Source organism: Neobacillus kokaensis (assembly GCF_014656545.1).
Classification (GTDB): Bacteria; Bacillota; Bacilli; order Bacillales; family Cytobacillaceae; genus Neobacillus; species Neobacillus kokaensis.
The window spans coordinates 21,656-45,199 of the sequence record NZ_BNDS01000001.1 but is presented as its reverse complement, the minus strand read 5'-3'; the positions used below and the strand labels follow the sequence as shown (position 1 = coordinate 45,199).

Here is a 23,544-nt window from a genome sequence, read left to right as displayed (position 1 = left end):
GCTATTATTAAGTCTTATAGAGTAAAATAAGACAGAAGGAAATAAAGTAGGATATAATGAAGGCATTATAGTTATCTAGAAAAGGATGTTTTTTTCAATGTCATTCGATGGTTTATTTACAAAAGCGATGGTTCAAGAGCTTTCCCGTCAGCTTAAGGGCGGCAGGATTAATAAGGTACATCAGCCATATAAGAACGAAGTCATTTTAACAATACGTTCTGGCGGTGTGAATCATAAACTGCTGTTGTCGGCACATCCTAGCTACGCCAGGGCTCAGTTGACTAGAGAAGCGTATGATAATCCGAGTGAACCGCCAATGTTCTGTATGCTTTTGAGAAAGCATATTGAAGGGCATATACTAGAAGATATATATCAGATTGAAAATGATCGAATGATTGTTTTTGAAATTAAAGGGAGGAATGAAATCGGAGATATTAGTTACAAGCAGCTTATCATTGAAATAATGGGAAGGCACAGCAATATTGTATTAGTCGATAAAAGACGCAATCTCATTCTTGATAGCGTGAAGCATGTTTCCTTTGCCGTTAATAGCCACCGGGCTATCCTGCCTGGCCAGCCATATATTCTGCCGCCTGCACAGAATAAGCAAAATCCTTTTACGGCTAGTGAAGAAGATGTAGAAAGAAAATTGGATTTTAATGCAGGCAGGCTGGATAAGCAATTAGTTGAAAATTTCGCCGGTACATCACCGCTTTTTGCTAAAGAAGTTCTTTTTAAGAGCGGCCTTGCAAACCGAACAACGGTTCCGAAACACTTTATTGAATTGATAAGAAAAATTGATAATAACAATCTCTCCCCTGCTATCATGACTACAGAATCTAAGGAAGTCTTTTACCTGTTTCCTATTGAGCATGTAAAAGGAGAAATAAAAACTTTTCCTGCAATTAGTGACATGCTTGACCGTTTTTATTTCGGCAAGGCCGAACGGGACAGGGTGAAGCAACAAGGTCATGATATTGAACGCTTTATTATCAATGAAAAAGAAAAGAACGAAAAAAAAATTGAAAAACTTGAAGCAACTTTAAAGCTTGCGGAGCAGGCAGATCAGTTTCAGCGTTATGGTGAGCTGCTAACAGCTAATCTTTACGCCGCCAAAAAGGGGATGAAGGAAATCGAAGTCCTCGATTATTATGATGAATCAGGCGCTACAATGATTATTCCGCTTGACCCGCGTAAAACACCGTCAGACAATGCGCAAAAGTATTTTTCCAAATACCAAAAAGCAAAAAATTCCGTTACGGTTGTCCTTGAGCAAATTGCTCATGCCAAGGAAGAAGCCGCCTATTTTGATAATCTATTACAGCAGGTGTTAACAGCTTCTCCAAAGGATTTACAGGAGATTCGGGAGGAATTGGTTGAAGGTGGATATATTCGTGAACGCCAAAAACGACAAGGTAAAAAAGTAATGAATGCAAAGCCGGTTCTTGACCTCTTCCAATCATCCGACCATACTGAGATTATTGTCGGTAAAAATAATAAACAAAATGATTATTTAACCAATAAACTGGCGGCAAGGGATGAAATTTGGCTGCATACAAAGGATATTCCAGGCTCCCATGTCGTCATTAGAAGTAAGGAACCTTCCGAACAGACGATTAAAGAAGCAGCACAGCTGGCCGCTTATTTTTCCAAGGCTAGAAATTCCAGCTCAGTCCCCGTTGATTTTACAAAAGTCCGGCATGTTAAAAAACCAAGCGGGGCGAAACCAGGGTTTGTGATTTATGATCATCAACAGACTGTTTATGTTACTCCTGATGAAGAAATTGTACTTAAATTGAAAAAAGGCGAATAAAAAAAAGCCCCCTGGGGCTTTTTTTTATTCGTACTGTTTACTCCATTGTGCTGGGTCTTTACTCCATGAAAGCAAACTTTCTTGATCACTTTGACCAATATAACCTTTATCTATTGCTACAGACACTAATGTAGGAAAATCTGTAAGTGACTTGCTGTTAATACCTTCCTGGGCAAATGCATCTGTACCCTTTTGAAGTCCATATGTAAATATGGAGACAGCACCTAATACTTCACAGCCAGCCTCTCTTAATGCATGCACAGCTGTAATCACACTGCCGCCCGTTGAAATTAAGTCTTCAACCACTACAACCTTTTGTCCTTGTTCTGCTTTTCCTTCAATTTGATTGCCTTTTCCATGACCTTTGGCTTTAGAACGAACATAGCACATTGGCAGATTCATTAACTCACTAACCCAAGCCGCATGGGGAATCCCGGCGGTTGCAGTTCCAGCTACCACTTCCGTATCAGGGAAGTTTTCTTGAATCAGCTTTTGCAAGCCTTCGGCAATTTGTCTTCTAACTCCTGGATAAGAAAGTGTAAGGCGATTATCACAATAAATAGGAGAACGCAAACCCGATGTCCAAGTAAATGGTTCATTTGGTTTTAATGCTACGGCATTAATGTCTAATAAACTTTCTGCTATCTTTTCTTTCATTAGTTAACTCCCTTCCATATTTTCAGCCATTGTTGATAGCTTTCGAGCGGGTTCGATGATCTTGTAATAGAACGACCAACTACAATCGAACTCACACCCGCATTTCTAGCAGATTCAGGTGTAGCAATCCGCTTTTGATCTTGGGTTTGATCTTGGGGCATACGAATTCCCGGACAAACTGTTAAAAATGAATCCCCTGCTTTTTCGCGAATCGCGCCTGCTTCCCAAGCAGAGCAGACAACTCCGTCTAATCCTGCATCTTTTGTTAGAGAAGCATAATGCAAAACAGACTCCTTTAAAGTAACAGGAATAAGCTGTTCCTTGTTCATTTGCTCCTCTGAAGTACTAGTTAATTGCGTTACTGCGATACAGTATGGCCGCTTTTTACCGGAAGCAGTACCTGCTTCCAAACCTTCCAAAGCCGCCTGCATCATTTCCTTTCCGCCGGCAGCATGCACATTCACGAGGTCGCAATCAAGCCTTGCCAGACCCTTCATGGCGCTTTTCACTGTATTTGGGATATCATGAAGCTTTAAATCAAGAAAAATTTGATGCCCTGCTTCTTTTAAAAGATGAATAATCGCCGGACCTTCTTGATAAAAAAGTTCCATTCCTACCTTGACAAACAGTTGTTCACCTTCAAAAGGCTGTAAAAATTTCTGCACTTCATTTACGCTGGCAAAATCAAGCGCGATGATTAGCGAATGATCCATGTTACTTCCAGCTCCTTCCGGTACATTCACTGATGTGTTCAAATCCTAATTTTTCTAATAAGAGTGGTAATTCTTCAATAATAGTCGGACATACAAACGGATCAACAAAATTCGCTGTACCAACCGCAACTGCACTAGCTCCAGCATAGAAAAATTCTATTACGTCTTCTGCTGATTGAACCCCTCCCATACCAATTATCGGCAGTTCAACAGCTTGACTGACTTCATAAATCATGCGAATGGCAACGGGCTTTACCGCTGGACCAGATAAACCGCCGGTTCGATTTGCTAAAATCGGTTTCCCTGTCTTTAAATCCAGCCTCATGCCTACAAGTGTATTGATCATCGTTAGACCATCCGCACCGCCTGCCTCGACTGCCTTCGCCATCTCAACAATATTCGTAACGTTTGGCGATAATTTCACGTACACTGGAACCTCTGATACTTCTTTCACTTTTCTTGTTAAGTCACGGGCTACCTCTGGTATTGTACCAAAAGCAATTCCCCCTGTCTTAACATTTGGACAAGAAATATTTAATTCAAGGGCATGAACATTTGAAGCTTTAGAGATTTCCTTTGCCACCTCTACATAATCCTCTTCTAATGAACCAGCAACATTGGCAATAATCGGGACATCATATTGAGAAAGCCATGAAAGTTCTTCCGACATAACCTTTTTTAGACCTGGATTTTGCAGGCCAATTGCATTTAGCATTCCTGCCCGTGTTTCCGCTACCCTAGGCGTTGGATTCCCAAATCTTGGCTCTGTAGTGGTTGCCTTTATCATGATTGCTCCAAGGGTGCTCAAATCATAAAACTGACTGTACTCCCGTCCAAATCCAAAACAGCCTGAAGCAGGCATGATTGGGTTTTTTAACTTTAAACCTGGCAAATCAATGTTTAAACGACTCATAGCATTACCTCCCCAGCACGGAAAACCGGTCCATCGCTGCAGACTTTCTTATAGGAGGTTCCATTTGGATCTTCTCCACTTTTGCATACACAGGCAAAGCAAGCACCAACACCACAGCCCATCCGTTCTTCTAGAGAAAGAAATAATCTTTTATTAGAATACCCCTGCTCAATTGCTTTTAACATTGGGGTAGGACCACAAGTATAGATACAATCAAAGCTTAAGTCTTTCATGATATCGGTGACAAACCCTTTTGCACCATATGAACCGTCAACTGTAGCGACAAAGGTTTCGCCATTTTTGGAAAACTCATTTTCATAAAAAACCGCTGATTCCGTTTGGAATCCAAGGACGTGTATTACCTTAACTCCTTTTGCGGTTAATTGATTAGAAAGTTCGTAAAGAGGTGGAACACCAATCCCGCCGCCAACAAGCAGGGCTGTTTCAGCAATGCTGACTTCTGAGACAGGAAAACCATTCCCTAATGGCCCAAGGATATCTAATTCCATCCCCGGTGCCATTTGAGATAAGAGTGATGTGCCCTGCCCATCCTTGCGGTAGATCATTGTCAGCTGTTTTCTTTTTTTATCATAAGAAGATATACTGATTGGTCTTCTTAAAACCGGATCCCAAGAATCAGTTACCCGAATATGAACGAACTGGCCAGGCTCATTAATTTCATCTACTAATTCGCCTGCCACCGTTAATTCATAAATATCTTTTGCGATTTCCTTATGTTGAAGGATTTTACACAATTCTTTTTTTATCAAGCAAAAACTGCCTCCTTTTTCCCAACAGACATGGCTTCTGTCGAGAAATTCATTGATTCAATCACTTGAAGGATTGCATCGGCTGTATCTAATGAGGTTAAGCAAGGAACACCGTTTTCTACTGCCTCTCGACGAATCCTAAACCCGTCACGCTCAGGTTGTTTACCCTTTGTCAATGTATTGATAATGAATTGTGCTTCACCATGATGAATCACGTCTAAAAGTGTTTTCCCTTCAGAGCCAATTTTTCCGACTACTTTGACAGGAAGTCCGGCAGCCTGTAGTACAGACGCAGTACCGCTTGTCGCCATTAAGCGATAACCAATTGCTGAAAAGCGTTTTGCAAGTTTTAAAGCCTCTTGCTTATCTTTATCAGCAACCGTAAATAGTACTGATCCAAATTTTTGGATTTTCATGCCAGAAGCAACCAGTCCTTTATAAAGAGCTTTTTCGAGCGTGATATCCTTACCCATTACTTCCCCGGTAGACTTCATTTCAGGTCCAAGTGATATATCAACGTCTTTTAGCTTGGCAAATGAGAATACTGGAACTTTTACATATACACCAGTTTTTTCTGGAATAATTCCCGGTGTAAAGCCCTGGTCAATGATTGACTGTCCTAAAATTGCCTTTGTCGCGATTTTCGCCATCGGTACATTTGTGATCTTACTTAAAAATGGTACTGTCCGGCTTGACCGCGGATTAACTTCAAGCACGTAGACTTGGTCACCTGATAAGACATACTGGATATTCAGCAGACCTACAATGTTTAATCCTATTGATAATTTTTCCGTATATTCAACAAGAGTTTGTTTCACTTTTTCGGAAAGTGTTTGCGGCGGATACACAGCAATCGAGTCCCCTGAGTGAACACCAGCGCGTTCGATATGTTCCATAATCCCCGGGATTAACACATTTTTACCATCACAGATTGCATCCACTTCTATCTCTTTACCGGTTAAATAACGATCAATCAAGACTGGGTGTTCAGGATTGATTTTCACCGCATTTTTCATATAATGAAGCAGCTCTTCTTCTTGGTAGACAATTTCCATCGCACGGCCACCTAAAACATAGGAAGGCCGGACGAGTACGGGATACCCAATTTCCTGGGCGATCACAAGCGCCTCATCTACAGATAAAGCCGTTTTCCCAAGTGGCTGCGGAATGTTAAGCTGTTCTAGGGCTTGCTCAAATTTATCTCTATCTTCAGCCCGGTCTAAATCCTCAAGGGTTGTTCCGAGAATTCTCACGCCATGGTTAATTAGCTCTGCTGCCAGATTAATAGCTGTTTGGCCGCCAAATTGAACAACCACTCCAATTGGTTTTTCCAAATCAATAATGGTCATGACATCTTCAATTGTCAAAGGTTCGAAATACAGTTTATCAGAGATACTAAAATCCGTCGATACCGTCTCTGGATTGTTATTAATAATAATTGCTTCATAGCCTGCTTCTTTTATTGCTTTTACGGAATGGACGGTCGCATAGTCAAACTCTATTCCCTGGCCAATTCGAATCGGGCCTGAGCCGAGAACAATTACACTTTGCTTTTCAGTTACTAATGACTCATTTTCCTCTTCATATGTGCCGTAGTAGTATGGTGTTTCAGATTCGAATTCAGCTGCGCATGTATCTACCATTTTAAACACAGGGACAATTCCGTTTTCTTTACGCAGCTTATAAATTTCAGGTTCCGACTGATTCCACAATTCAGCTATTTTTTTATCAGTAAACCCTTTTTGTTTTGCTTCCAAAAGCAGCTCAAGGTCAAATTGATTTTCAGCAAGCTTTGCTTCTAACTCTACAATGCCTTCCATTTTCTTCAGGAAGAACAAATCAATTTTGCTCCATTGGTGAATGGTTTCAATGGAAGTTCCGCGTTTTAAGCTCTCTGCAATGTAAAACAGGCGTTCATCTCCAGCTTTACGAATCCTTTTCTCCAGCAATTCATTCGGAATTTCCGCTGCGTCATTCAATTCGAAATGATGCACGCCTGCTTCAAGCGAGCGAATGGCTTTCAGTAAGGATTCTTCGAAAGTTCGGCCCATTGCCATAACTTCCCCTGTAGCCTTCATTTGCGTACCAAGTGAACGGTTTCCTGATTCGAACTTATCAAACGGCCATCTTGGGATTTTCGTAACGATATAATCAAGAGCAGGTTCAAAACTCGCATATGTTTTACCAGTAACAGGATTTAACATTTCATCAAGGGTAAGGCCAACCGCAATTTTGGCAGCTAGTTTGGCAATTGGATATCCTGTTGCTTTTGAGGCAAGCGCTGATGAACGGCTGACCCTTGGATTAACTTCAATAATGTAATATTCAAAGCTATTAGGATCTAAAGCAAGCTGGACATTACAGCCGCCTTCGATACCTAAGGCACGAATAATTTTTAGAGATACATTTCTTAACAGCTGATATTCCCTATCACTTAATGTTTGGCTTGGTGCAACGACAATGGAGTCACCAGTATGAACTCCGACAGGGTCAATGTTTTCCATATTACATACAACTATGGCATTGTCATTTGAGTCGCGCATGACTTCATATTCTATTTCTTTAAACCCTGCAATACTTTTTTCAAGTAAACATTGATGAACAGGACTATTTTTTAAACCACTCGTTACGATTTCATCCAGTTCCTCTTGATTATGACAAATACCGCCGCCTGTGCCTCCAAGGGTATAGGCAGGGCGAACAATCACTGGAAACCCAATTTTTTCAACAAATGCCTTTGCTTCGTTCAATTCATGGATAATTTCACTATCAGGAACAGGTTCATTTAACTCATTCATCAGACTTCGGAATAATTCTCGGTCTTCAGCTTTTTCAATCGCAGCGAGCTTCGTTCCAAGGATTTCTACCCCGCATTCTTCCAATACACCAGAATTCGCTAATTCCACGGTTAAATTAAGTCCTGTTTGACCTCCTAGCGTGCCTAAAATCGCATCAGGATGTTCCTTGCGGATAATCCGGCTGACAAATTCAAGTGTTAATGGCTCTATATAGACAGCATCTGCAATCTCTATATCTGTCATGATTGTGGCAGGATTGGAGTTCACCAGAATCACGCGGTAGCCTTCTTCTTTTAAAGCGATACATGCCTGGGTGCCGGCGTAATCAAATTCTGCAGCCTGACCAATCACAATCGGTCCAGATCCGATAACTAAAATGGAGTTTATATCTGTACGTTTTGGCATGTTGCTGCAACCTCCTGTTTTTTAGATTCAATCATTGCGAAAAATTGATCAAATAAATTGCTCGCATCCTCTGGACCCGGGGATGCCTCAGGGTGATATTGGACAGTAAAGGCCGGATAATCTAAATGTTCCAATCCTTCGATGGTTCCATCATTTAATGCAATATGAGTAACCGATAATCTTGTATTTTTTAAAGACTTTTCCTCGACCGTATATCCATGGTTTTGAGAAGTAATCGCAATCTTTCCGGTAGCAAGGTTTTTAACAGGATGATTTGACCCGCGATGGCCAAACTTCATTTTGATAGTGTTGGCCCCGCATGCAAGAGCAAATAGCTGGTGGCCAAGACAAATACCAAAAATCGGAACTCTCCCAAGGATTTGCTGAATCATATGGATGCCTTCAGGAACATCTTTGGGATCCCCAGGTCCATTTGTAAGCATAATTCCGTCTGGTCGTAATTGCAGAATTTCGTCTGCTGTTGTGTGATACGGTACCACTACAACATCACAATCACGTTTATTTAATTCACGTAAAATGCCATGCTTCATTCCAAAATCAACTAGAACGATTCTCTTTCCTCTACCAGGACTAGGATATGGATTTTTTGTTGAAACCCTTCTTACTTGATCAATCGGAAGTCTTGTTTGTCGTAATTGTCGAATAACCTCGCTTGGGTCAGACTCAATACTGCAGATTGCACCTTTAACAGTCCCTTGGTTGCGAATAATCCTGGTTAATTTTCGTGTATCGATTCCAGCAATTCCAGGGATATTTTTCTTTTTTAAATACTCGTCAATCGTAAATTCACTTCTCCAGTTGGACGGGAAGTCAGTTGCTTCTTTGACAATAAGTCCTTTTACTGCCGGATTAATGGATTCAAAGTCATCACGATTAATTCCATAATTTCCAATCAGCGGATAGGTAAGCATGACAATTTGTCCGCAATAGGAGGGATCAGAAAGAATTTCTTGATAGCCTGTCATTCCTGTATTAAAGACAACCTCTCCTATAGTATCCATATGGCTGCCGAATCCGTCTCCAACAAATATCGTGCCATCTTCTAAAATCAGTTGTGCTTTCATACATTACAACTCCTTTTCCCAAACTATTTGGCCGTTTGCTATTGTCATTTCCGGCCATCCTTTACATTTCCAGCCTGTAAATGGCGTATTTTTTCCTTTTGATAAAAACTCTTCAGGATTAATTTCTTTTTCTTCACTTACATTAAGCAGAACAAGGTCAGCAATCGCACCTTCTTCGATTCTTCCATATGGAAGATCAAATGCTTCCGCTGGTTTTTTCGTTAAATAGTCAATTAATTGCTCGAGTGAAATAATATTTTTTAGAACAAAATGTGTGTATAACAATGGAAAGGCAGTTTCTAGGCCGACAATTCCGAATGGTGCCAATTCCATTCCTTCACTTTTTTCCGCTTCCGTATGTGGTGCATGATCCGTTGCAATAAAATCGATGGTCCCATCCAAAAGGCCTTCTATTAAGGCTTCACGGTCAGAAGTATCACGAAGCGGCGGATTCATTTTGTAATTCGCATCTAAACCAGGGATATCATCCTGAGATAATAGTAAGTGATGCGGTGTTACTTCTGCAGTTACTTTAATTCCTGCTCTTTTCGCATCTCTTACCACGCGAACGGATTCCTTTGTACTGATATGACAGACATGGTAATGACAGCCAGCAGCTTCTGCAAGAAGCACATCCCTGGCAATCTGCACAGATTCACATACAGATGGAATGCCGTTCAAGCCGTTCTTCTTTGAAAAGGAACCTTCATGGACACACCCCTTATTTATAAGAGTATTTTCCTCACAGTGGGCTACGATTGCCATATTTACCTCCGCTGCCTTACGCATTGCAGCAAGCATCATATCAGCTGATTGAACCCCCACCCCATCGTCCGTAAAGGCAAATGCACCTGCTGCTTTTAACGCTTCAAAATCTGTCAGTTCATTACCTATCTGTCTAACAGTAATAGACGCATAAGGTAAAACTCGCACATTTGCGGTTTCTTGGATTCGATTTTGCAGCCATTCCATTTGTTCTTTAGAATCAGGAACCGGTCTAGTATTCGGCATTGCGGCAACCGTTGTAAAGCCTCCTTTTGCTGCAGAAAGAGTTCCAGTTGCAATCGTTTCTTTTTTCTCACCGCCCGGTTCGCGGAGATGAACATGCAGATCAATAAATCCAGGTGAAACCAGTTTCCCAGCAGCATCTATCGTACGATCTACGGTTGTGTTGATCTTTGGATTGATTTTCGTAATAATGCCGTCCTCAATTAAAATATCTGCCTCTTTTGTTACTCCCTCATATGCTAGATAATTGGCGTTCTGAATAAGAATTTTCATTAGTATATCCTCCTTGTATGCTTTCGAGTGATCTTTTTAGTACAGCCATTCTGACGTAAACGCCATTTTCCATTTGTTTAAATATCCTTGAACGTTTGCATTCGACAAGACTATCCGCTATTTCTACATTTCGATTGACAGGAGCGGGATGCATAATGATTGCATGGGACATCATTTGCTTTTCCCTGTCTAATGTAAGCCCAAATTGTCGATGGTAATCTGCAGCAGTAAAGCTCCCCTTTTTTTGATGCCTCTCATGCTGAACTCTTAAGAGCATGACAACATCTGCTTGTAGGACTGCTTCATCGATTGGTTTAAATTTTTGTGAGCTTAAGCTGTGTTGGTCAAACCATTCTTCTGGTCCTGAGAAAACCACTTCTGCCCCAAGTCTTGTTAAGGCATCTGCATTAGAACGGGCAACTCGACTGTGTCTGATATCCCCAATAATGGCTATTTTTAGACCAGCAAATCGTCCAAACTCTTGATAAATGGTTAATAAATCGAGGAGTGATTGTGTTGGATGATGCCCACAGCCATCTCCTCCATTAATGATGGGGATATTGACTCTGCCAACGAGCTCATCAAAGTAGCGATCCTGTCCATGGCGAATGACAAGTGTATTCACACCTATTGCTTCAAGTGTTTTAACTGTATCATAAAGAGTCTCTCCCTTTTGAACGCTGGAGGTTTGAACTTCAAATGGAATGACACTTAAACCTAATCTTCTTTCTGCAACTTCAAAACTGCATTTTGTTCTAGTGCTATTTTCAAAAAACAAGTTAGCAGAAAACATCTGACCCTCTGGCTTCCATACCATACCTTCTGAAAACTTCATAGCATCTGCTAAGATTTGTTGAATCTCTTCCACCTTTAATTCGTTTGTAGTAAACAAGTGGTTTATCATTTTTATCCCCCCGTTATTATGTATTGGGTAAAAAAAGACCCTGACCATTAGATCAGGGTGCAAGAAATTATTATTAATGAAGGTTCAAGACAGGAATCCCCTCATTATAATCATTACACCCTTATAAGCCTCTCTGGACTTCTTTTAAAAGGTTGCCTACAATTATGCAGTTTTTATATCATCATTTGATTCTTCAGTTTCAAACATATTCTCACTTACTTTTGGTCTTCCTGGAAGTATGACGTTTAATAACACTCCGAAAATTGCCGCTAAAGCCATCCCTTGAATTTGAATATCCTTAAATGGCAGTTTCAGAACTGCACCACCAATTCCAATAATTAAAATCACGGAAGCGATCACGAGATTTCGTTTATCATCAAAGTCAATTTTACTGTCAACCAACATTCTTAATCCTGATGAAGCGATGATTCCAAATAACAGGATGGATACACCACCCATTACCGGGGTAGGAATACTATGGATGAGAGCAGTTATTTTACCAATAAACCCAAAGATAATCGCAAACACGGCTGCTCCTGCTAGCACATAGACACTATAGACACGGGTAATGGCTAGGACACCGATGTTTTCACCATAAGTTGTTTTAGGCGGCCCGCCTACTAAGGCGGAAATAATAGATGCTGTTCCATCACCAAGAATAGACCGGTGCAGACCTGGCTCTTTAATATAGTCGCGGCCTACAACTTTGCTTAGTATAAGCTGGTGTCCGATATGTTCGGAAATGGTGACAATTGCTACTGGCACCATTAGCCAGAAGATATCCCATGTGAATTTTACTTCAAAGCTTACAAATGGGATAATAAACTGCGGCATTTCAAACCAATCTGCTTTCAATACTGGTGCAAAATCAACAACCCCGACAAGCAGTGCGTATACATATCCAACAACGATTCCAGCTAATATCGGAATAATACTTAATATTTTTTTCGCAAATATCGAGAAAGTAATCGTGGCAGCTAGGGTTACTAAAGCAACCGAGAAGTGAAGCACGCTATAGTTTCCAGCTGGATTATTTGTTGCCATTCCAACAGCTGTCCCTGCAACAGACAAGCCAATAACAATAATAACAGGTCCAACCACAATTGGTGGAAGCAAATTCATGATCCAGCGGTATCCAGCTTTCCTGATAATCAAAGCTATAATTCCATATACAAGTCCTACAAGGAAGGTACCTGCCATTGCCGCACCTGGACCCAACGATTCATTTAAAAACTTTATTGGGATAATATAGGCAAATGAAGAACCTAAATAGGCAGGAACTTGAAATTTAGTAATAATTAAAAATGCTAATGTTCCGAGTCCGCTTGAGATTAAGGCGATTGCCGGATCTAAGCCCACTAAATATGGAACTAGAATGGTTGCACCAAACATGGCAAATAAATGCTGTATACTTAGGGTCAACCATTGAAGTGGTTTCGGTTTATCGTCGATGTCTAATATTGGTTGGTTGTTCATATTGATCTCCCCTGATATGATGAATGGTACTATTATTTTCTACACTTTTTAAAATAAAAAACCCTCTATGTCCATAAAGTACAAAGAGGGTTTTGTAATGCCATAAGAATTGGCATATCCCCCTTTGTCAGACTCTCAGGACTGCATTTAAAAGGGTAAATATTTAGTTATCAAATATTCCTACTTGATCTTCTTGATCAACTTCCTTTAGTTCAACAACAATTTTTTCGCTGCTGGATGTTGGGATGTTTTTCCCAACATAATCTGCCCTGATTGGAAGTTCACGATGTCCACGATCCACGAGAACTGCCAGCTGAATAGCTGACGGCCGTCCAATATCCATTAGCGCATCTAAACCAGCTCTAACTGTTCTGCCAGTATACAAAACATCATCAACTAGGATTACTTTTTTATTATCTATCTCGAACGGAATATCGGATCCTTTAACTAGTGGTTCATTGGTTTCGGTCTTCTTCGTTAAGTCATCCCGATATAGCGTAATGTCCAGCTCACCGACCCGAATCTGATTCCCTTCAATCTGTTCAATTTTGGCAGCAAGGCGCTTTGCTAAATAAATCCCCCTAGTTCGGATTCCAACTAATACACAATCGCTGATTCCTTTGTTTTTCTCAATAATTTGATGAGCTATTCTCGTCATTGCCCGGCCTATCGCTTGTTCATCAAGTACGATTGCTTTTTGGCTCAACTAAGTCACCTTCTTTATTATAGTAACTAAAAAACCTCTCACCGTTCGTGGCGAGAGGTACAATGATTCTGTAATAAATGGGTGCAAAACCCAATATCCGTATCCTTCTCAGCCTCACGGGACTGATCTTAAAGGCTTATTCAACTAATGAAATCTTACTTTATTAAAGGCAATTTGTCAATGATTATTTTCTTAGCTGTGTAAGAAGGTATTCCATCTCATCAGGCAGCGGCGCTTCAAATTCAAGATATTCATTTGTTCTTGGATGTATAAAACCAAGAACACCGGCATGAAGAGCTTGGCCGTTTAGATCCAGCGTTTTCTTTGGTCCATATTTAGGATCTCCAGCAAGCGGGTAGCCAATATATTTCATGTGGACTCGAATCTGATGTGTTCTTCCCGTTTCTAGTTGACATTCAACGAACGTAAAGTCATTAAACCTTTCAAGCACCTGAAAGTGGGTGACAGCATGCTTCCCATTATCTACCACCGCCATGCTTTGCCGGTCCTTACTGTCCCTCCCTAGTGGTGCATCAATCGTGCCGAAATCATGAGGGATAACTCCGTGGACAATCGCTTTGTATTTTCTTGTTACCGTTTTTTCTACCAGCTGATTAACAAGACTCTCGTGAGCCAAATCATTTTTAGCCACCATCAATAAACCGGATGTATCTTTATCAATACGGTGAACAATACCCGGTCTTAATACTCCGTTAATGCCAGATAAATCTTTACAATGAGCCATTAAACCATTGACAAGAGTTCCAGTCATATGTCCTGGTGCAGGATGAACGACCATTCCTCTTGGTTTATTCACCACTAAAACATCTTTATCTTCATAATATATGTCTAGATCCATTTCTTCTGGAATGACATCCAGTTCCTCTGGTTCAGGAATTGAAATTTTAATAACATCATTCAAACTGCATTTGTAATTGGTTTTTACAGTTTTTCCATTTACAAGTACTGCCCCTTCTTTAATCCATTGCTGAACCTGAGTCCTTGACCATTCATCATCTAACCCAGAAATAATCTTATCAATGCGGTCGCCCTGCTGTTCATCAAGAACGGTGTGTTCCATTTTCTCCATATGTTTTCTCCTTTGATTGTCTTTCTTCAAGCAGCATCTGAATCATTAAAAGTCCTACGCCAATGACTAGGGCCGAATCTGCAATATTAAATACAGGGAAATTATAGCCGAAAATATATGTATGAATAAAATCAACAACTTCCTTGCGAATGACTCGGTCGATAAAGTTCCCAATCGCACCACCCAGCATTAGGGACAAGGAAACACCTAACAGCCTCTTGCCTCTTGCCGCTTTATGCAGATAATACATAATACCGATAATAACAATGATGGTAATAATGTAAAAAAGCCACATTTGCCCTTGCAGAATACCCCATGCGGCTCCGCGATTGCGATGAGAAGTGATATATAAAAAATTGTCTATAAGTGGAATACTTTCTCCTAGATACATTTTGTGTTCGATTAACCATTTGGTTATCTGGTCTAAAACAATGACAAAAAGTGCGATTAAATAATAAAACACTAAGAAATACCCCCACATAACATGACTTTCTTCCTTAGAATTTTAGCATACTTAATCGCAAAACAACAATGTAACGTTATGAAAATGGAGCAAGAATTGGTTTTTTATAAAAAGTTTCAATGTTTTCGGAGTCTTTGAGTGATTTTAGAGTAGGGATCATCTTTAATAAATCATCCGAGATCAGTTCCCCGGAGATTTCACAATGACCATAATTGCCATGTTCGATTTTACTGATTGCCGTCTGTACATCCTTAAGTTCTGCTTCTAATACGCTGACAAACCAGTCCTTTTTCTTCTGTTTGAGTAGTGATTGTTCTAATTCATATTTCGTTTGACGGAGTTCCCAATACATCTTTTCCTGCTCAGCATTCATTATGTCGTTACCTCCGTTTCATCATTTGTTTTATTATCTCCGCAAGCTTCAAGCTAACACGGTAAAACATTTGACATCACGGACAACAATTAACGGAGAAGGAAAAAAGCCCCTGTAAATAATACAGGGGCCTCATGCTTATAACTTTTGTGAATAGTTTTCCTTTACTACATCGGCACAGCGTAAGCAAAGTGTTGGGTGTTCAGAGTTTTTCCCAACATCAGGTGTAACAACCCAGCAGCGTTCACATGTTTCCCCTTCAGCCTTGGTTACAACAATGGCTGCTGAATCGAGTTTTATAGCATTTTCAGGAGCGGCTTCATAGTACCCAGCAACTTCAAATCCAGAAACGATAAATAACTGGGTAAAACTTTCATGAATGGACTCCAAAAGAGCTTTTGTCTTTTCATTAACATATAAAGTTACCTTAGCGGTTAACGATTTTCCAATTATCTTCTCATTTCGCGCCTCTTCAAGTGCTTTTAATACTTCGTCACGAAGCTTCATGAAAGCTGACCATTTTTCCTCTAAAGCCTTCGCTCCATCAAGTTCTTGGTATTCAGGCATATCTGTTAATTGAACACTTTCCTCTGTCACTCCAGGGATAAACGGCCACACTTCATCAGCGGTATGCGAAAGAATTGGCGACACCAATTTTGTCAGCGCAACTAAAGATTCATATAATACAGTCTGAATTGCACGGCGCTCATGATTGTCCTTAGCTTCAATATATAAAACATCTTTGGCAAAATCTAAATAGAAAGAACTTAAATCAAGGGTACAGAAATTGTTTACCGCATGATAAATACCAGAGTAGTCGTAATTTTCATAGGAATTACGAACATGCTTAACGAGTTTATTTAATTTAACAAGCATAAATTGGTCTACTTCACGCAAATCTTCGTAAGGAAGTTTATCTTTTCCCGGATCAAAATCAGCTAGGTTTCCTAACAAGAAACGGAAGGTATTACGAATTTTGCGGTAAACCTCAGCAACTTGTTTCAATATTGCATCAGATACACGTACATCAGCCTGATAATCAACAGATGCAACCCATAGCCTTAGAATATCTGCCCCTAATTGATTCATAACTTTCGCAGGGACAACGACATTACCTAGTGATTTACTCATTTTGCGACCTTCGCCATCAAGCACAAAGCCGTGGCTTAAAACCCCTTTATATGGGGCCTTTCCTGTTACAGCAACAGCGGTTGATAACGAAGAGTTGAACCAGCCTCGGTATTGATCGGAACCTTCAAGGTAAAGATCTGCCGGTCGGACTAAATCTTCTCTTTCAACAAGAACCGCTTGATGTGAAGAACCTGAGTCAAACCATACATCCATGATATCTGTTTCTTTCGTGAATCGGCCATTCGGACTGCCAGGATGGGTAAATCCTTCAGGCAGCAAGTCCTTGGCCTCACGCTCAAACCACACATTCGAGCCATGCTGGCGGAATAATTCGGACACATAATTAATCGTTTCATCCGTAATAATTTCTTCACCATTTTCTGCATAGAAAACAGGAATCGGTACACCCCATACCCGCTGTCTAGAAATACACCAGTCTCCGCGGTCACGTACCATGTTGAAAAGTCGGGTTTCACCCCAAGCAGGTACCCATTTTGTCTCCTTCACTGCCTCAAGCAATTGTTCACGGAAATCCTTGATGGATGCAAACCATTGAGCAGTTGCACGGAAAATGACCGGCTTCTTTGTTCTCCAATCATGCGGATAGGAGTGGGTTATGAATGTCAGTTTTAACAGCGCGCCATTTTCTTCAAGCTTTTGACCGATTGGTTTATTGGCATCTTCGTAAAATAGACCTTCAAACCCCGGAGCTTCACTTGTCATGTAGCCCTTATCATCTACAGGGCAAAGAACTTCCAAGCCATATTTTTGACCAACCAGGAAGTCATCTTCCCCGTGACCCGGTGCTGTATGAACGCAGCCTGTACCGGCATCCGTTGTTACATGCTCACCAAGCATAACTAATGAATCGCGCTCATATAACGGGTGGCTGGCAATGACATTCTCTAATTCAGCACCTTTTACCTTCTGTACTACCTCAGGGCTTTCCCAGCCAATTTCGTTTGTAACAGCTTCAAGCAGGCTCTCAGCAACTAAATATTTATGTCCATTTTCGCTAACCACAACGTATGTTAACTCAGGATGTACCGAAATCCCTAAGTTGGCTGGAATTGTCCAAGGTGTTGTTGTCCAGATGACAATTTCCGTTTCCTGGTCTAGTACCCCCTTGCCATCCTTCACCTTAAAGGCAACATAAATAGATGGGGAACGCTTATCATTGTATTCGATTTCTGCTTCAGCAAGCGCGGACTCACTTGACGGGGACCAATATACGGGCTTTAACCCTTTATAAATATAACCCTTTTTCGCCATTTCACCGAAAACTTTAATTTGCTGCGCTTCATATTCCGGCTTCAGTGTAATATATGGGTTATTCCAATCACCTCGAACACCGAGACGTTTAAACTGCGACCGCTGATTATCAATTTGTTCATACGCATATTCGGTACAAAGCTTACGAAATTCAGCAACTGTCATTTCTTTTCTTTTGACACCTTTATTGGTTAATGCCTGCTCGATAGGCAGTCCATGTGTATCCCATCCCGGCACATACGGTGCATGGAAACCGCTCATTGATTTAAAACGGACAATAAAATCCTTTAAAATTTTGTTAAGCGCGTGACCCATATGGATATCCCCGTTTGCATATGGAGGTCCATCATGCAGGACAAATATCGGCCGTCCTTTAGTGCGTTCTTGAACTTTTTGATAAATATTCATTTCTTCCCATTTTGCTTGTAAATCAGGTTCGCGCTGTGGAAGATTACCGCGCATCGGAAACTCTGTTTTCGGCATTAGCAACGTATCTTTGTATTCCATCTTTCTTCCTCCAATTACATACTATTGAATAGAATAGACATTTTGACAAATAAAAAAAACCTCTCATCCCAAATAGGGACGAGAAGGTTTATTCCCGCGGTACCACCCTGATAGATGGAACTAACTATTAATTCCATCCTCTTTGATTCGTAACGTGAATAACACGCCTAGGCTTACTTTTCTTATGAAAAAAATGTTCAGCCCGGAACTCATGGGTGATCTTCCAATTTATCGGCTTTATCAGGCTTTCACTCTCCCTGATTCGCTTCAAAAGCTTGTGAAAAATTGTACTGTCCCAATCATCGTCATTGCCATTCTTTATAACTTGTTAAGAAATTATATGCTACTAGAGCACCTTTCGTCAAGCTAATGAATCTTCTTCTTCGTGGATTTTTAACTCTGTTGCATCCACTTCATACTCTAACAAGTGATCCCAGTCATCCGTATTCAGCATATCAAGCTGTGCTTCAATCAACATTTTAAATCGGGTGCGGAATACCTTGGACTGCTTCTTCAACTCCTCTATTTCAAGAGCAATTTTTCTAGCCTTCGACAGGGATTCATTAATAATTCGGTCGGCATTTTTCTCGGCTTCTTTAATGATCAGCTTAGCTTCCTTTTGAGCATTACGGCGGACCTCTTCCCCAGCTTCCTGAGCAATTACAATTGATTTATTCAGTGTTTCTTCAATATTTATAAAATGACCCAGGCGGTCGTTCATATCATTTAAACGTTCTTCTAATTCCTTCTTCTCTCGAAGGACCAGTTCATAATCTTTAATAACTTGGTCTAAGAATTCGTTTACTTCATCCTCGTCGTACCCTCTAAAACCTTTATTAAATTCTTTATTATGAATATCTAACGGCGTTAACGGCATGATGCCACCTCCAACAATCTCTATATGTATTAGGTAATATTCGACAAGGTTTTCGAAAATCCTTCAAAAAAATTCGAATTTATTTTTGCCTTCCAACAACGATTCGCCATTTTTCTTTTTTGGTTTTTCCTTCAATCTGAAGTATTTTCATTCTTCCATGGCCGCGAACGGAAATTAAGTCCCCTTCATCACAATGGAACGAAGGATTTTCAATCGCAGTCCAATTGACTTTTACAGCCCCCTGTTGAATAAACGTGAGTGATTTCTGCCGTGAAACATGAAAAACACTGGATATAACAGTATCCAAACGCAAAGAAGATACTGTTACATCCATTTCTCCCCATAGTTCCTTTGGTGCCAAGGCATAATTGAGCGGCTTCTCAACAAGCTTAATACCCGCACGGCCAATTGCCTCAATATTGTTTTTAATATAATCACTAATTTCTTGAGCGGTAAAAAATTGTATTTGATCGTCGTTTATGAGAATATCGCCAAATTTTCCGCGTTTTACCCCAAGTGACATGAGCGTCCCTAAAACCTGCCGATGTTCTATTGTAACAAATTTTTTTGGGTAATGGATTTCAAATAAAGATATTTGAAAATCATCTTCGTTTGGTGTTAAGTAATCTGGATATAAAAATGCCCTTTTTCTTTCACCGTCATTGGTGCCGCCAAACAAGGAATATTTAATATCTCCATTTTCACCAACAATCGTTTTTAAAATATGCTGCTCCCGGGGATCAAGAAAATCAGTTAACCTTGAGGTATAATGCAGTTCGACATTTTCCTTCCAGTCCAATACCTGATCAATATACTCTCTTTCCTCTGGCCGAAAATGTTGATAGATGTTCATATTGACACACAACCTAAATGAATTTATTAACCAAGCATGTGATAGACGCTGTATAAGCCTCTTTGAGCAAAATTTAATACCAGGAACGCTACGATTGGTGAAATGTCAATCATCCCGATGGACGGAATAATCTTTCTAAATGGTTCCAAATACGGCTCGCAAATTCTTGCTAAAAACCTGCCGATTGACGTCTCACGAGCATTAGGAAACCATGACATGAGGATATAAATAATCAATGCCCATGAATAAATTTGAATGATCTGCTGTAATAAACTAATAACGAAATACATTTTGTACTACCACCTCACTTTATGGATATCTTGTTCTGGAAATAAATCAGAAATATTTCCAGACACCTCAACATTATCTGGTGTACATAAAAAAATGCTCATACCAATCTTTTGCATGTCCCCGCCAAGCGTATACACGACACCGCTTAAAAAGTCGATAATTTGCCGCCCTTGTTCATGGTCAATGCGCTGTAAATTAACCACCACTGCCCGGCGGTTCTTTAAGTGATCAGCAATATCTGTTGCTTCTGCATAGGTCCCTGGTTCTACGAGAATAACTTTTGAAGCTTTTTGCACAGTTGTAGATTTTTGTACACTTTGGAGGCTAACAACATTTTGAGCCCTAACAGATTGTATCGGCTGCTTTTTTACTTCGACACTTTCTTCCAAATCTTTACTGTCATCATATTGATCTTCTAAAAAGAAAAATGTTTTTAATTTTGATTTAATCGTCATCCTTTTCACCCCTACTCATCTTCACCTACAAGTGCTGTACCAATTCTGACCATTGTGGCACCCTCTTCTATTGCGATTGCAAAATCGTTGGACATTCCCATCGAAAGTTCTGTACATGGAGCAAAATCCAGATTTAGCGCTTGAACTTGCTCACGAAGCTTCCGAAGCTTACGGAAACACTCCCTTAGAACAAGTTCATCATTTATAAATGGTGCCATTGTCATTAACCCTTCAACACATATATTCTTAAATGTACGGAGTGATTGAATAAATGGAATCACTTCTTCAGGCGGTAATCCATGCTTAGATTCTTCTGCGGATACATTTACCTGAACAAGACATTTTATTTTTCGGTTAGCTCTTTTATTAATTTCCTCTGCCAAGGAAAGCCGATCTAATGAATGAATATACTCCACCTTATCAATGATCTTCTTTACCTTTCGCGTCTGAAGGGTACCAATATAATGCCAGACAGGCTTGTCCCCGAGAACCTCCCACTTATTTAAAAGTCCCTCATCCCGATTTTCACCTAAATCTGTTATCCCGGCCTCTAGTGCCTCATTAGCTCTTTCTATACTTACATATTTCGTCACGGCAATTAATCTTACCTCATTAGGTTCTCGATTTGCCTTCCCACATGCTTGATTAATTTGCTCTTTAATATCTTCAAGTTTTGCTGCTACTTTCATCAATGATTTGATATCTCCTTCCAACCAATAAAACTTAGCATTCTTCCTGTTTTGCCTTGATCACGGCGATGGGAAAAAAACAACTCCTGGTCGCAGCTAGTACATAGATTGGACATTGAAATTTGCTCGTCCGGGATACCCGCTTTTAGAAGAATAAGCCGGTTTAACTGCCGCAAGTCTAATGAAAATTGGCCGTCACTAATTAAATTATATGGCTTTCTATCGACATCTTCTAGTATATTTTCTACTAATTTGACGACACGATTATCTACAATATAACATTTTTCGCAAATAGAGGGACCAATGACTACATGAATATCTTTTGGATTGATACCATCAGTTCCAAATGCGGCAACCATCTTCTTGGAGATTTGGGACACTGTTCCTTTCCAGCCGGCATGTGCCGCCCCTATCATCTTGGCATTCGGAGCAATAAAAAAAAGCGGCACACAGTCTGCGAAAACAAGTGTTAACAAAATCCCCTCTTCATTTGTATAAAAACCATCCGTACCTTTAAAGGATTGTTCATAGGAAACTGAACCTTTCCCACAATCCTTTTTTTCTACTCTTTTCAAGCCAATATCATGAATTTGCTCAGCACCAACCCATTGATCCAATGGAAAATTAAGCAGGTCCGCGACTTTTTCTCTATTTAAATATACATGGTTAACTTCATCATCAACATGAAATCCTAGATTAAGCGTTTCAAAATCCCCTTTGCTTACACCGCCGATTTTGGTTGTAATTCCGGCAACAAGCCCAGGAAATTGCTTCATCCAGCTTTCGATTGTCAAATAGGATTCATCTTTCCTAACAAAGGGTTCCATTACATATACCTCTTTTGTTTTTTCTATAGTTTACCATGAAAAGAAAAATCGTGCATACTATCCCTCATCAGATAATTTTTCTTCAAATCCTTTATATCTTACCAAAATCACATCTTGGCCAATTTTAATGATATTTTTCCATGGGATGACGATTTCTTCTTCTTTTCCGAAAAAACCGAGAACTCTTCCGTTCCCGGAAATCACAACAGCTTCAATTTTCCCCGTTGATAGGTTTATTTCAATATCGCCAATATTACCAAGCCGCTTGCCATCTGATACATTTACGACATCCTTTATTTGAAAATCCGAAATTTTCACCACTCTCATCACTCCCGCTTCCCATACTATAACTAAATATATGTTTGAATTTAAGATTATATCAATGAAAAAAGCTGCCCAAATGGCAGCTTTAGCTTTGAATGTTTTTATTCATTTGTCTAATTGCCGCTTTTTCTAAGCGGGAAACCTGTGCCTGAGAAATGCCAATTTCATCAGCCACTTCCATTTGTGTTTTACCTTGAAAGAACCTTTTCCGCAAAATTAATTTTTCTCGCTCATTTAATCTTCGCATACCTTCTTTTAATGCGATTTCCTCAATCCAATTAATATCTTTATTTCTCTCATCACTTAATTGATCCATAACATAAATAGGATCGCCGCCATCATTGTAAATCGGCTCAAAAAGAGACACGGGATCTTGAATCGCATCTAAGGCAAAGACAATTTCTTCATGCGGCACCTCTAAAACCTTGGCTATTTCCTCTGCTGTTGGTTCCCTTGATGTTTCACTCATTAATCGTTCCCTTACCTGAAGGGCCTTGTAGGCAATATCCCGCAGGCTGCGGGAAACGCGGATCGGATTATTATCACGTAAGTAGCGCCGTATTTCACCAATTATCATTGGTACGGCATAAGTCGAAAACTTTACATTCTGACCTAAATCAAAATTATCAATTGATTTCATCAGTCCGATACAGCCAACCTGAAATAGATCATCAACATATTCGCCTCGGTTATTAAACCTCTGAATCACGCTTAATACAAGGCGTAAGTTGCCGTTGACAAGCTTTTCGCGAGCAGTAAAATCGCCCTCTTGCATTTGCTTGAAGAGTATTCTCATTTCTTCGTTTTTTAAAACTGGAAGTTTTGATGTGTCTACACCGCAAATTTCAACTTTATTTCGAGTCAATTCTGT

23 protein-coding genes and 1 other annotated feature are annotated in these 23,544 nt (G+C 40.1%); of the genes, 1 reads left to right on the top strand and 22 read right to left on the bottom strand.

The features are described 5' to 3' along the window. Positions 1-97: 97 nt before the first annotated feature. Complete coding sequence (locus IE222_RS00215) at positions 98-1,813, top strand: Rqc2 family fibronectin-binding protein (protein ID WP_191268534.1); 1,716 nt, start codon at positions 98-100, stop codon at positions 1,811-1,813. A gap of 24 nt (positions 1,814-1,837) precedes the next feature. Here the strand turns inward: IE222_RS00215 and pyrE are convergent, their stop codons facing one another. The 22 genes from pyrE to sigG all read right to left on the bottom strand — a co-directional run bounded on the left by pyrE (position 1,838) and on the right by sigG (position 23,538). Beyond that, on the bottom strand, positions 1,838-2,470 hold the full coding sequence (gene pyrE / locus IE222_RS00210; protein WP_191268533.1) for an orotate phosphoribosyltransferase: 633 nt from the start codon (positions 2,468-2,470) through the stop codon (positions 1,838-1,840). Continuing rightward, positions 2,470-3,183 carry an orotidine-5'-phosphate decarboxylase gene (gene pyrF, locus IE222_RS00205; RefSeq protein ID WP_191268531.1) on the bottom strand — a complete coding sequence of 238 codons (714 nt, stop codon included), beginning with the start codon at positions 3,181-3,183 and terminating at the stop codon, positions 2,470-2,472. Before pyrF ends, pyrE begins: the two co-directional genes overlap by 1 nt. A 1-nt stretch (position 3,184) precedes the next feature. Beyond that, the gene (locus IE222_RS00200) at positions 3,185-4,096 is read right to left on the bottom strand and encodes a dihydroorotate dehydrogenase (protein ID WP_191268529.1); all 912 of its coding nucleotides are present in this window, start codon (positions 4,094-4,096) and stop codon (positions 3,185-3,187) included. Beyond that, entirely contained in the window at positions 4,093-4,866 is a 774-nt protein-coding gene (locus IE222_RS00195) for a dihydroorotate dehydrogenase electron transfer subunit (protein WP_191268527.1), read from the bottom strand. The genes IE222_RS00200 and IE222_RS00195 overlap by 4 nt, the downstream gene beginning before the upstream one ends. Further along, positions 4,863-8,069 carry a carbamoyl-phosphate synthase large subunit gene (gene carB / locus IE222_RS00190; protein WP_191268525.1) on the bottom strand — a complete coding sequence of 1,069 codons (3,207 nt, stop codon included), beginning with the start codon at positions 8,067-8,069 and terminating at the stop codon, positions 4,863-4,865. The genes IE222_RS00195 and carB overlap by 4 nt, the downstream gene beginning before the upstream one ends. Continuing rightward, on the bottom strand, positions 8,048-9,154 hold the full coding sequence (locus IE222_RS00185; RefSeq protein ID WP_191268516.1) for a carbamoyl phosphate synthase small subunit: 1,107 nt from the start codon (positions 9,152-9,154) through the stop codon (positions 8,048-8,050). Before IE222_RS00185 ends, carB begins: the two co-directional genes overlap by 22 nt. 3 nt (positions 9,155-9,157) lie before the next feature. Continuing rightward, positions 9,158-10,435, bottom strand: a complete 1,278-nt coding sequence (gene pyrC, locus IE222_RS00180; RefSeq protein WP_191268509.1) for a dihydroorotase — start codon at positions 10,433-10,435, stop codon at positions 9,158-9,160. Then, on the bottom strand, positions 10,395-11,336 hold the full coding sequence (locus tag IE222_RS00175; protein WP_191269323.1) for an aspartate carbamoyltransferase catalytic subunit: 942 nt from the start codon (positions 11,334-11,336) through the stop codon (positions 10,395-10,397). Before IE222_RS00175 ends, pyrC begins: the two co-directional genes overlap by 41 nt. 165 nt (positions 11,337-11,501) lie before the next feature. Then, complete coding sequence (locus tag IE222_RS00170; RefSeq protein WP_191268507.1) at positions 11,502-12,815, bottom strand: solute carrier family 23 protein; 1,314 nt, start codon at positions 12,813-12,815, stop codon at positions 11,502-11,504. Between the two features lie 163 nt (positions 12,816-12,978). Beyond that, positions 12,979-13,521: a bifunctional pyr operon transcriptional regulator/uracil phosphoribosyltransferase PyrR gene (gene pyrR, locus IE222_RS00165; RefSeq protein WP_191268505.1), complete on the bottom strand. Its 543-nt coding sequence runs from the start codon at positions 13,519-13,521 to the stop codon at positions 12,979-12,981. Positions 13,522-13,705: 184 nt separating this feature from the next. Next, positions 13,706-14,611: an RluA family pseudouridine synthase gene (locus tag IE222_RS00160; protein WP_191268503.1), complete on the bottom strand. Its 906-nt coding sequence runs from the start codon at positions 14,609-14,611 to the stop codon at positions 13,706-13,708. Then, on the bottom strand, positions 14,583-15,074 hold the full coding sequence (gene lspA, locus IE222_RS00155; protein WP_191268502.1) for a signal peptidase II: 492 nt from the start codon (positions 15,072-15,074) through the stop codon (positions 14,583-14,585). The genes IE222_RS00160 and lspA overlap by 29 nt, the downstream gene beginning before the upstream one ends. A gap of 76 nt (positions 15,075-15,150) precedes the next feature. Next, positions 15,151-15,447 (bottom strand): hypothetical protein, encoded by a 297-nt coding sequence (locus IE222_RS00150; RefSeq protein WP_191268500.1) that lies wholly within the window; start codon positions 15,445-15,447, stop codon positions 15,151-15,153. Positions 15,448-15,585: 138 nt separating this feature from the next. Continuing rightward, positions 15,586-18,357: an isoleucine--tRNA ligase gene (gene ileS / locus IE222_RS00145; protein WP_191268498.1), complete on the bottom strand. Its 2,772-nt coding sequence runs from the start codon at positions 18,355-18,357 to the stop codon at positions 15,586-15,588. A gap of 71 nt (positions 18,358-18,428) precedes the next feature. After that, positions 18,429-18,669 (bottom strand) — a binding site (T-box leader). Positions 18,670-18,718: 49 nt separating this feature from the next. Continuing rightward, the gene (locus IE222_RS00140; protein ID WP_191268496.1) at positions 18,719-19,234 is read right to left on the bottom strand and encodes a DivIVA domain-containing protein; all 516 of its coding nucleotides are present in this window, start codon (positions 19,232-19,234) and stop codon (positions 18,719-18,721) included. 79 nt (positions 19,235-19,313) lie between these two features. Continuing rightward, the gene (locus IE222_RS00135; protein ID WP_191268494.1) at positions 19,314-20,087 is read right to left on the bottom strand and encodes a YlmH family RNA-binding protein; all 774 of its coding nucleotides are present in this window, start codon (positions 20,085-20,087) and stop codon (positions 19,314-19,316) included. Positions 20,088-20,113: 26 nt separating this feature from the next. Continuing rightward, entirely contained in the window at positions 20,114-20,377 is a 264-nt protein-coding gene (locus tag IE222_RS00130) for a YggT family protein (protein WP_191268492.1), read from the bottom strand. Between the two features lie 6 nt (positions 20,378-20,383). Continuing rightward, positions 20,384-20,833 carry a cell division protein SepF gene (locus IE222_RS00125; RefSeq protein ID WP_191268490.1) on the bottom strand — a complete coding sequence of 150 codons (450 nt, stop codon included), beginning with the start codon at positions 20,831-20,833 and terminating at the stop codon, positions 20,384-20,386. Between the two features lie 11 nt (positions 20,834-20,844). After that, on the bottom strand, positions 20,845-21,522 hold the full coding sequence (locus IE222_RS00120) for a YggS family pyridoxal phosphate-dependent enzyme (protein WP_191269321.1): 678 nt from the start codon (positions 21,520-21,522) through the stop codon (positions 20,845-20,847). Beyond that, a complete protein-coding gene (gene pgeF / locus IE222_RS00115; protein WP_191268488.1) occupies positions 21,522-22,349 on the bottom strand; it encodes a peptidoglycan editing factor PgeF in 828 nt (275 codons plus the stop codon). The genes IE222_RS00120 and pgeF overlap by 1 nt, the downstream gene beginning before the upstream one ends. Positions 22,350-22,406: 57 nt before the next feature. Continuing rightward, entirely contained in the window at positions 22,407-22,670 is a 264-nt protein-coding gene (locus IE222_RS00110; RefSeq protein WP_191268486.1) for a YlmC/YmxH family sporulation protein, read from the bottom strand. A gap of 88 nt (positions 22,671-22,758) precedes the next feature. Next, a complete protein-coding gene (gene sigG / locus IE222_RS00105; RefSeq protein WP_191268484.1) occupies positions 22,759-23,538 on the bottom strand; it encodes an RNA polymerase sporulation sigma factor SigG in 780 nt (259 codons plus the stop codon). Positions 23,539-23,544: the final 6 nt, after the last annotated feature.

Excerpts from the sequence above, each read along its gene's own strand:
- IE222_RS00200 (WP_191268529.1), bottom strand. The coding sequence starts at position 4,096 with ATGAGTCGTTTAAACATTGATTTGCCAGGTTTAAAGTTAAAAAACCCA.
- pgeF (WP_191268488.1), bottom strand. The coding sequence starts at position 22,349 with ATGGAACCCTTTGTTAGGAAAGATGAATCCTATTTGACAATCGAAAGC.
- IE222_RS00135 (WP_191268494.1), bottom strand. The coding sequence starts at position 20,087 with ATGAACATCTATCAACATTTTCGGCCAGAGGAAAGAGAGTATATTGAT.
- IE222_RS00140 (WP_191268496.1), bottom strand. The coding sequence starts at position 19,234 with ATGCCGTTAACGCCGTTAGATATTCATAATAAAGAATTTAATAAAGGT.
- IE222_RS00185 (WP_191268516.1), bottom strand. The coding sequence starts at position 9,154 with ATGAAAGCACAACTGATTTTAGAAGATGGCACGATATTTGTTGGAGAC.
- ileS (WP_191268498.1), bottom strand. The coding sequence starts at position 18,357 with ATGGAATACAAAGATACGTTGCTAATGCCGAAAACAGAGTTTCCGATG.
- pyrC (WP_191268509.1), bottom strand. The coding sequence starts at position 10,435 with ATGAAAATTCTTATTCAGAACGCCAATTATCTAGCATATGAGGGAGTA.
- IE222_RS00170 (WP_191268507.1), bottom strand. The coding sequence starts at position 12,815 with ATGAACAACCAACCAATATTAGACATCGACGATAAACCGAAACCACTT.
- IE222_RS00215 (WP_191268534.1), top strand. The coding sequence starts at position 98 with ATGTCATTCGATGGTTTATTTACAAAAGCGATGGTTCAAGAGCTTTCC.
- carB (WP_191268525.1), bottom strand. The coding sequence starts at position 8,069 with ATGCCAAAACGTACAGATATAAACTCCATTTTAGTTATCGGATCTGGA.
- pyrF (WP_191268531.1), bottom strand. The coding sequence starts at position 3,183 with ATGGATCATTCGCTAATCATCGCGCTTGATTTTGCCAGCGTAAATGAA.
- IE222_RS00150 (WP_191268500.1), bottom strand. The coding sequence starts at position 15,447 with ATGAATGCTGAGCAGGAAAAGATGTATTGGGAACTCCGTCAAACGAAA.
- IE222_RS00160 (WP_191268503.1), bottom strand. The coding sequence starts at position 14,611 with ATGGAGAAAATGGAACACACCGTTCTTGATGAACAGCAGGGCGACCGC.
- IE222_RS00130 (WP_191268492.1), bottom strand. The coding sequence starts at position 20,377 with ATGTATTTCGTTATTAGTTTATTACAGCAGATCATTCAAATTTATTCA.
- IE222_RS00120 (WP_191269321.1), bottom strand. The coding sequence starts at position 21,522 with ATGAAAGTAGCAGCAAAACTTGAAGATATTAAAGAGCAAATTAATCAA.
- IE222_RS00125 (WP_191268490.1), bottom strand. The coding sequence starts at position 20,833 with ATGACGATTAAATCAAAATTAAAAACATTTTTCTTTTTAGAAGATCAA.
- pyrE (WP_191268533.1), bottom strand. The coding sequence starts at position 2,470 with ATGAAAGAAAAGATAGCAGAAAGTTTATTAGACATTAATGCCGTAGCA.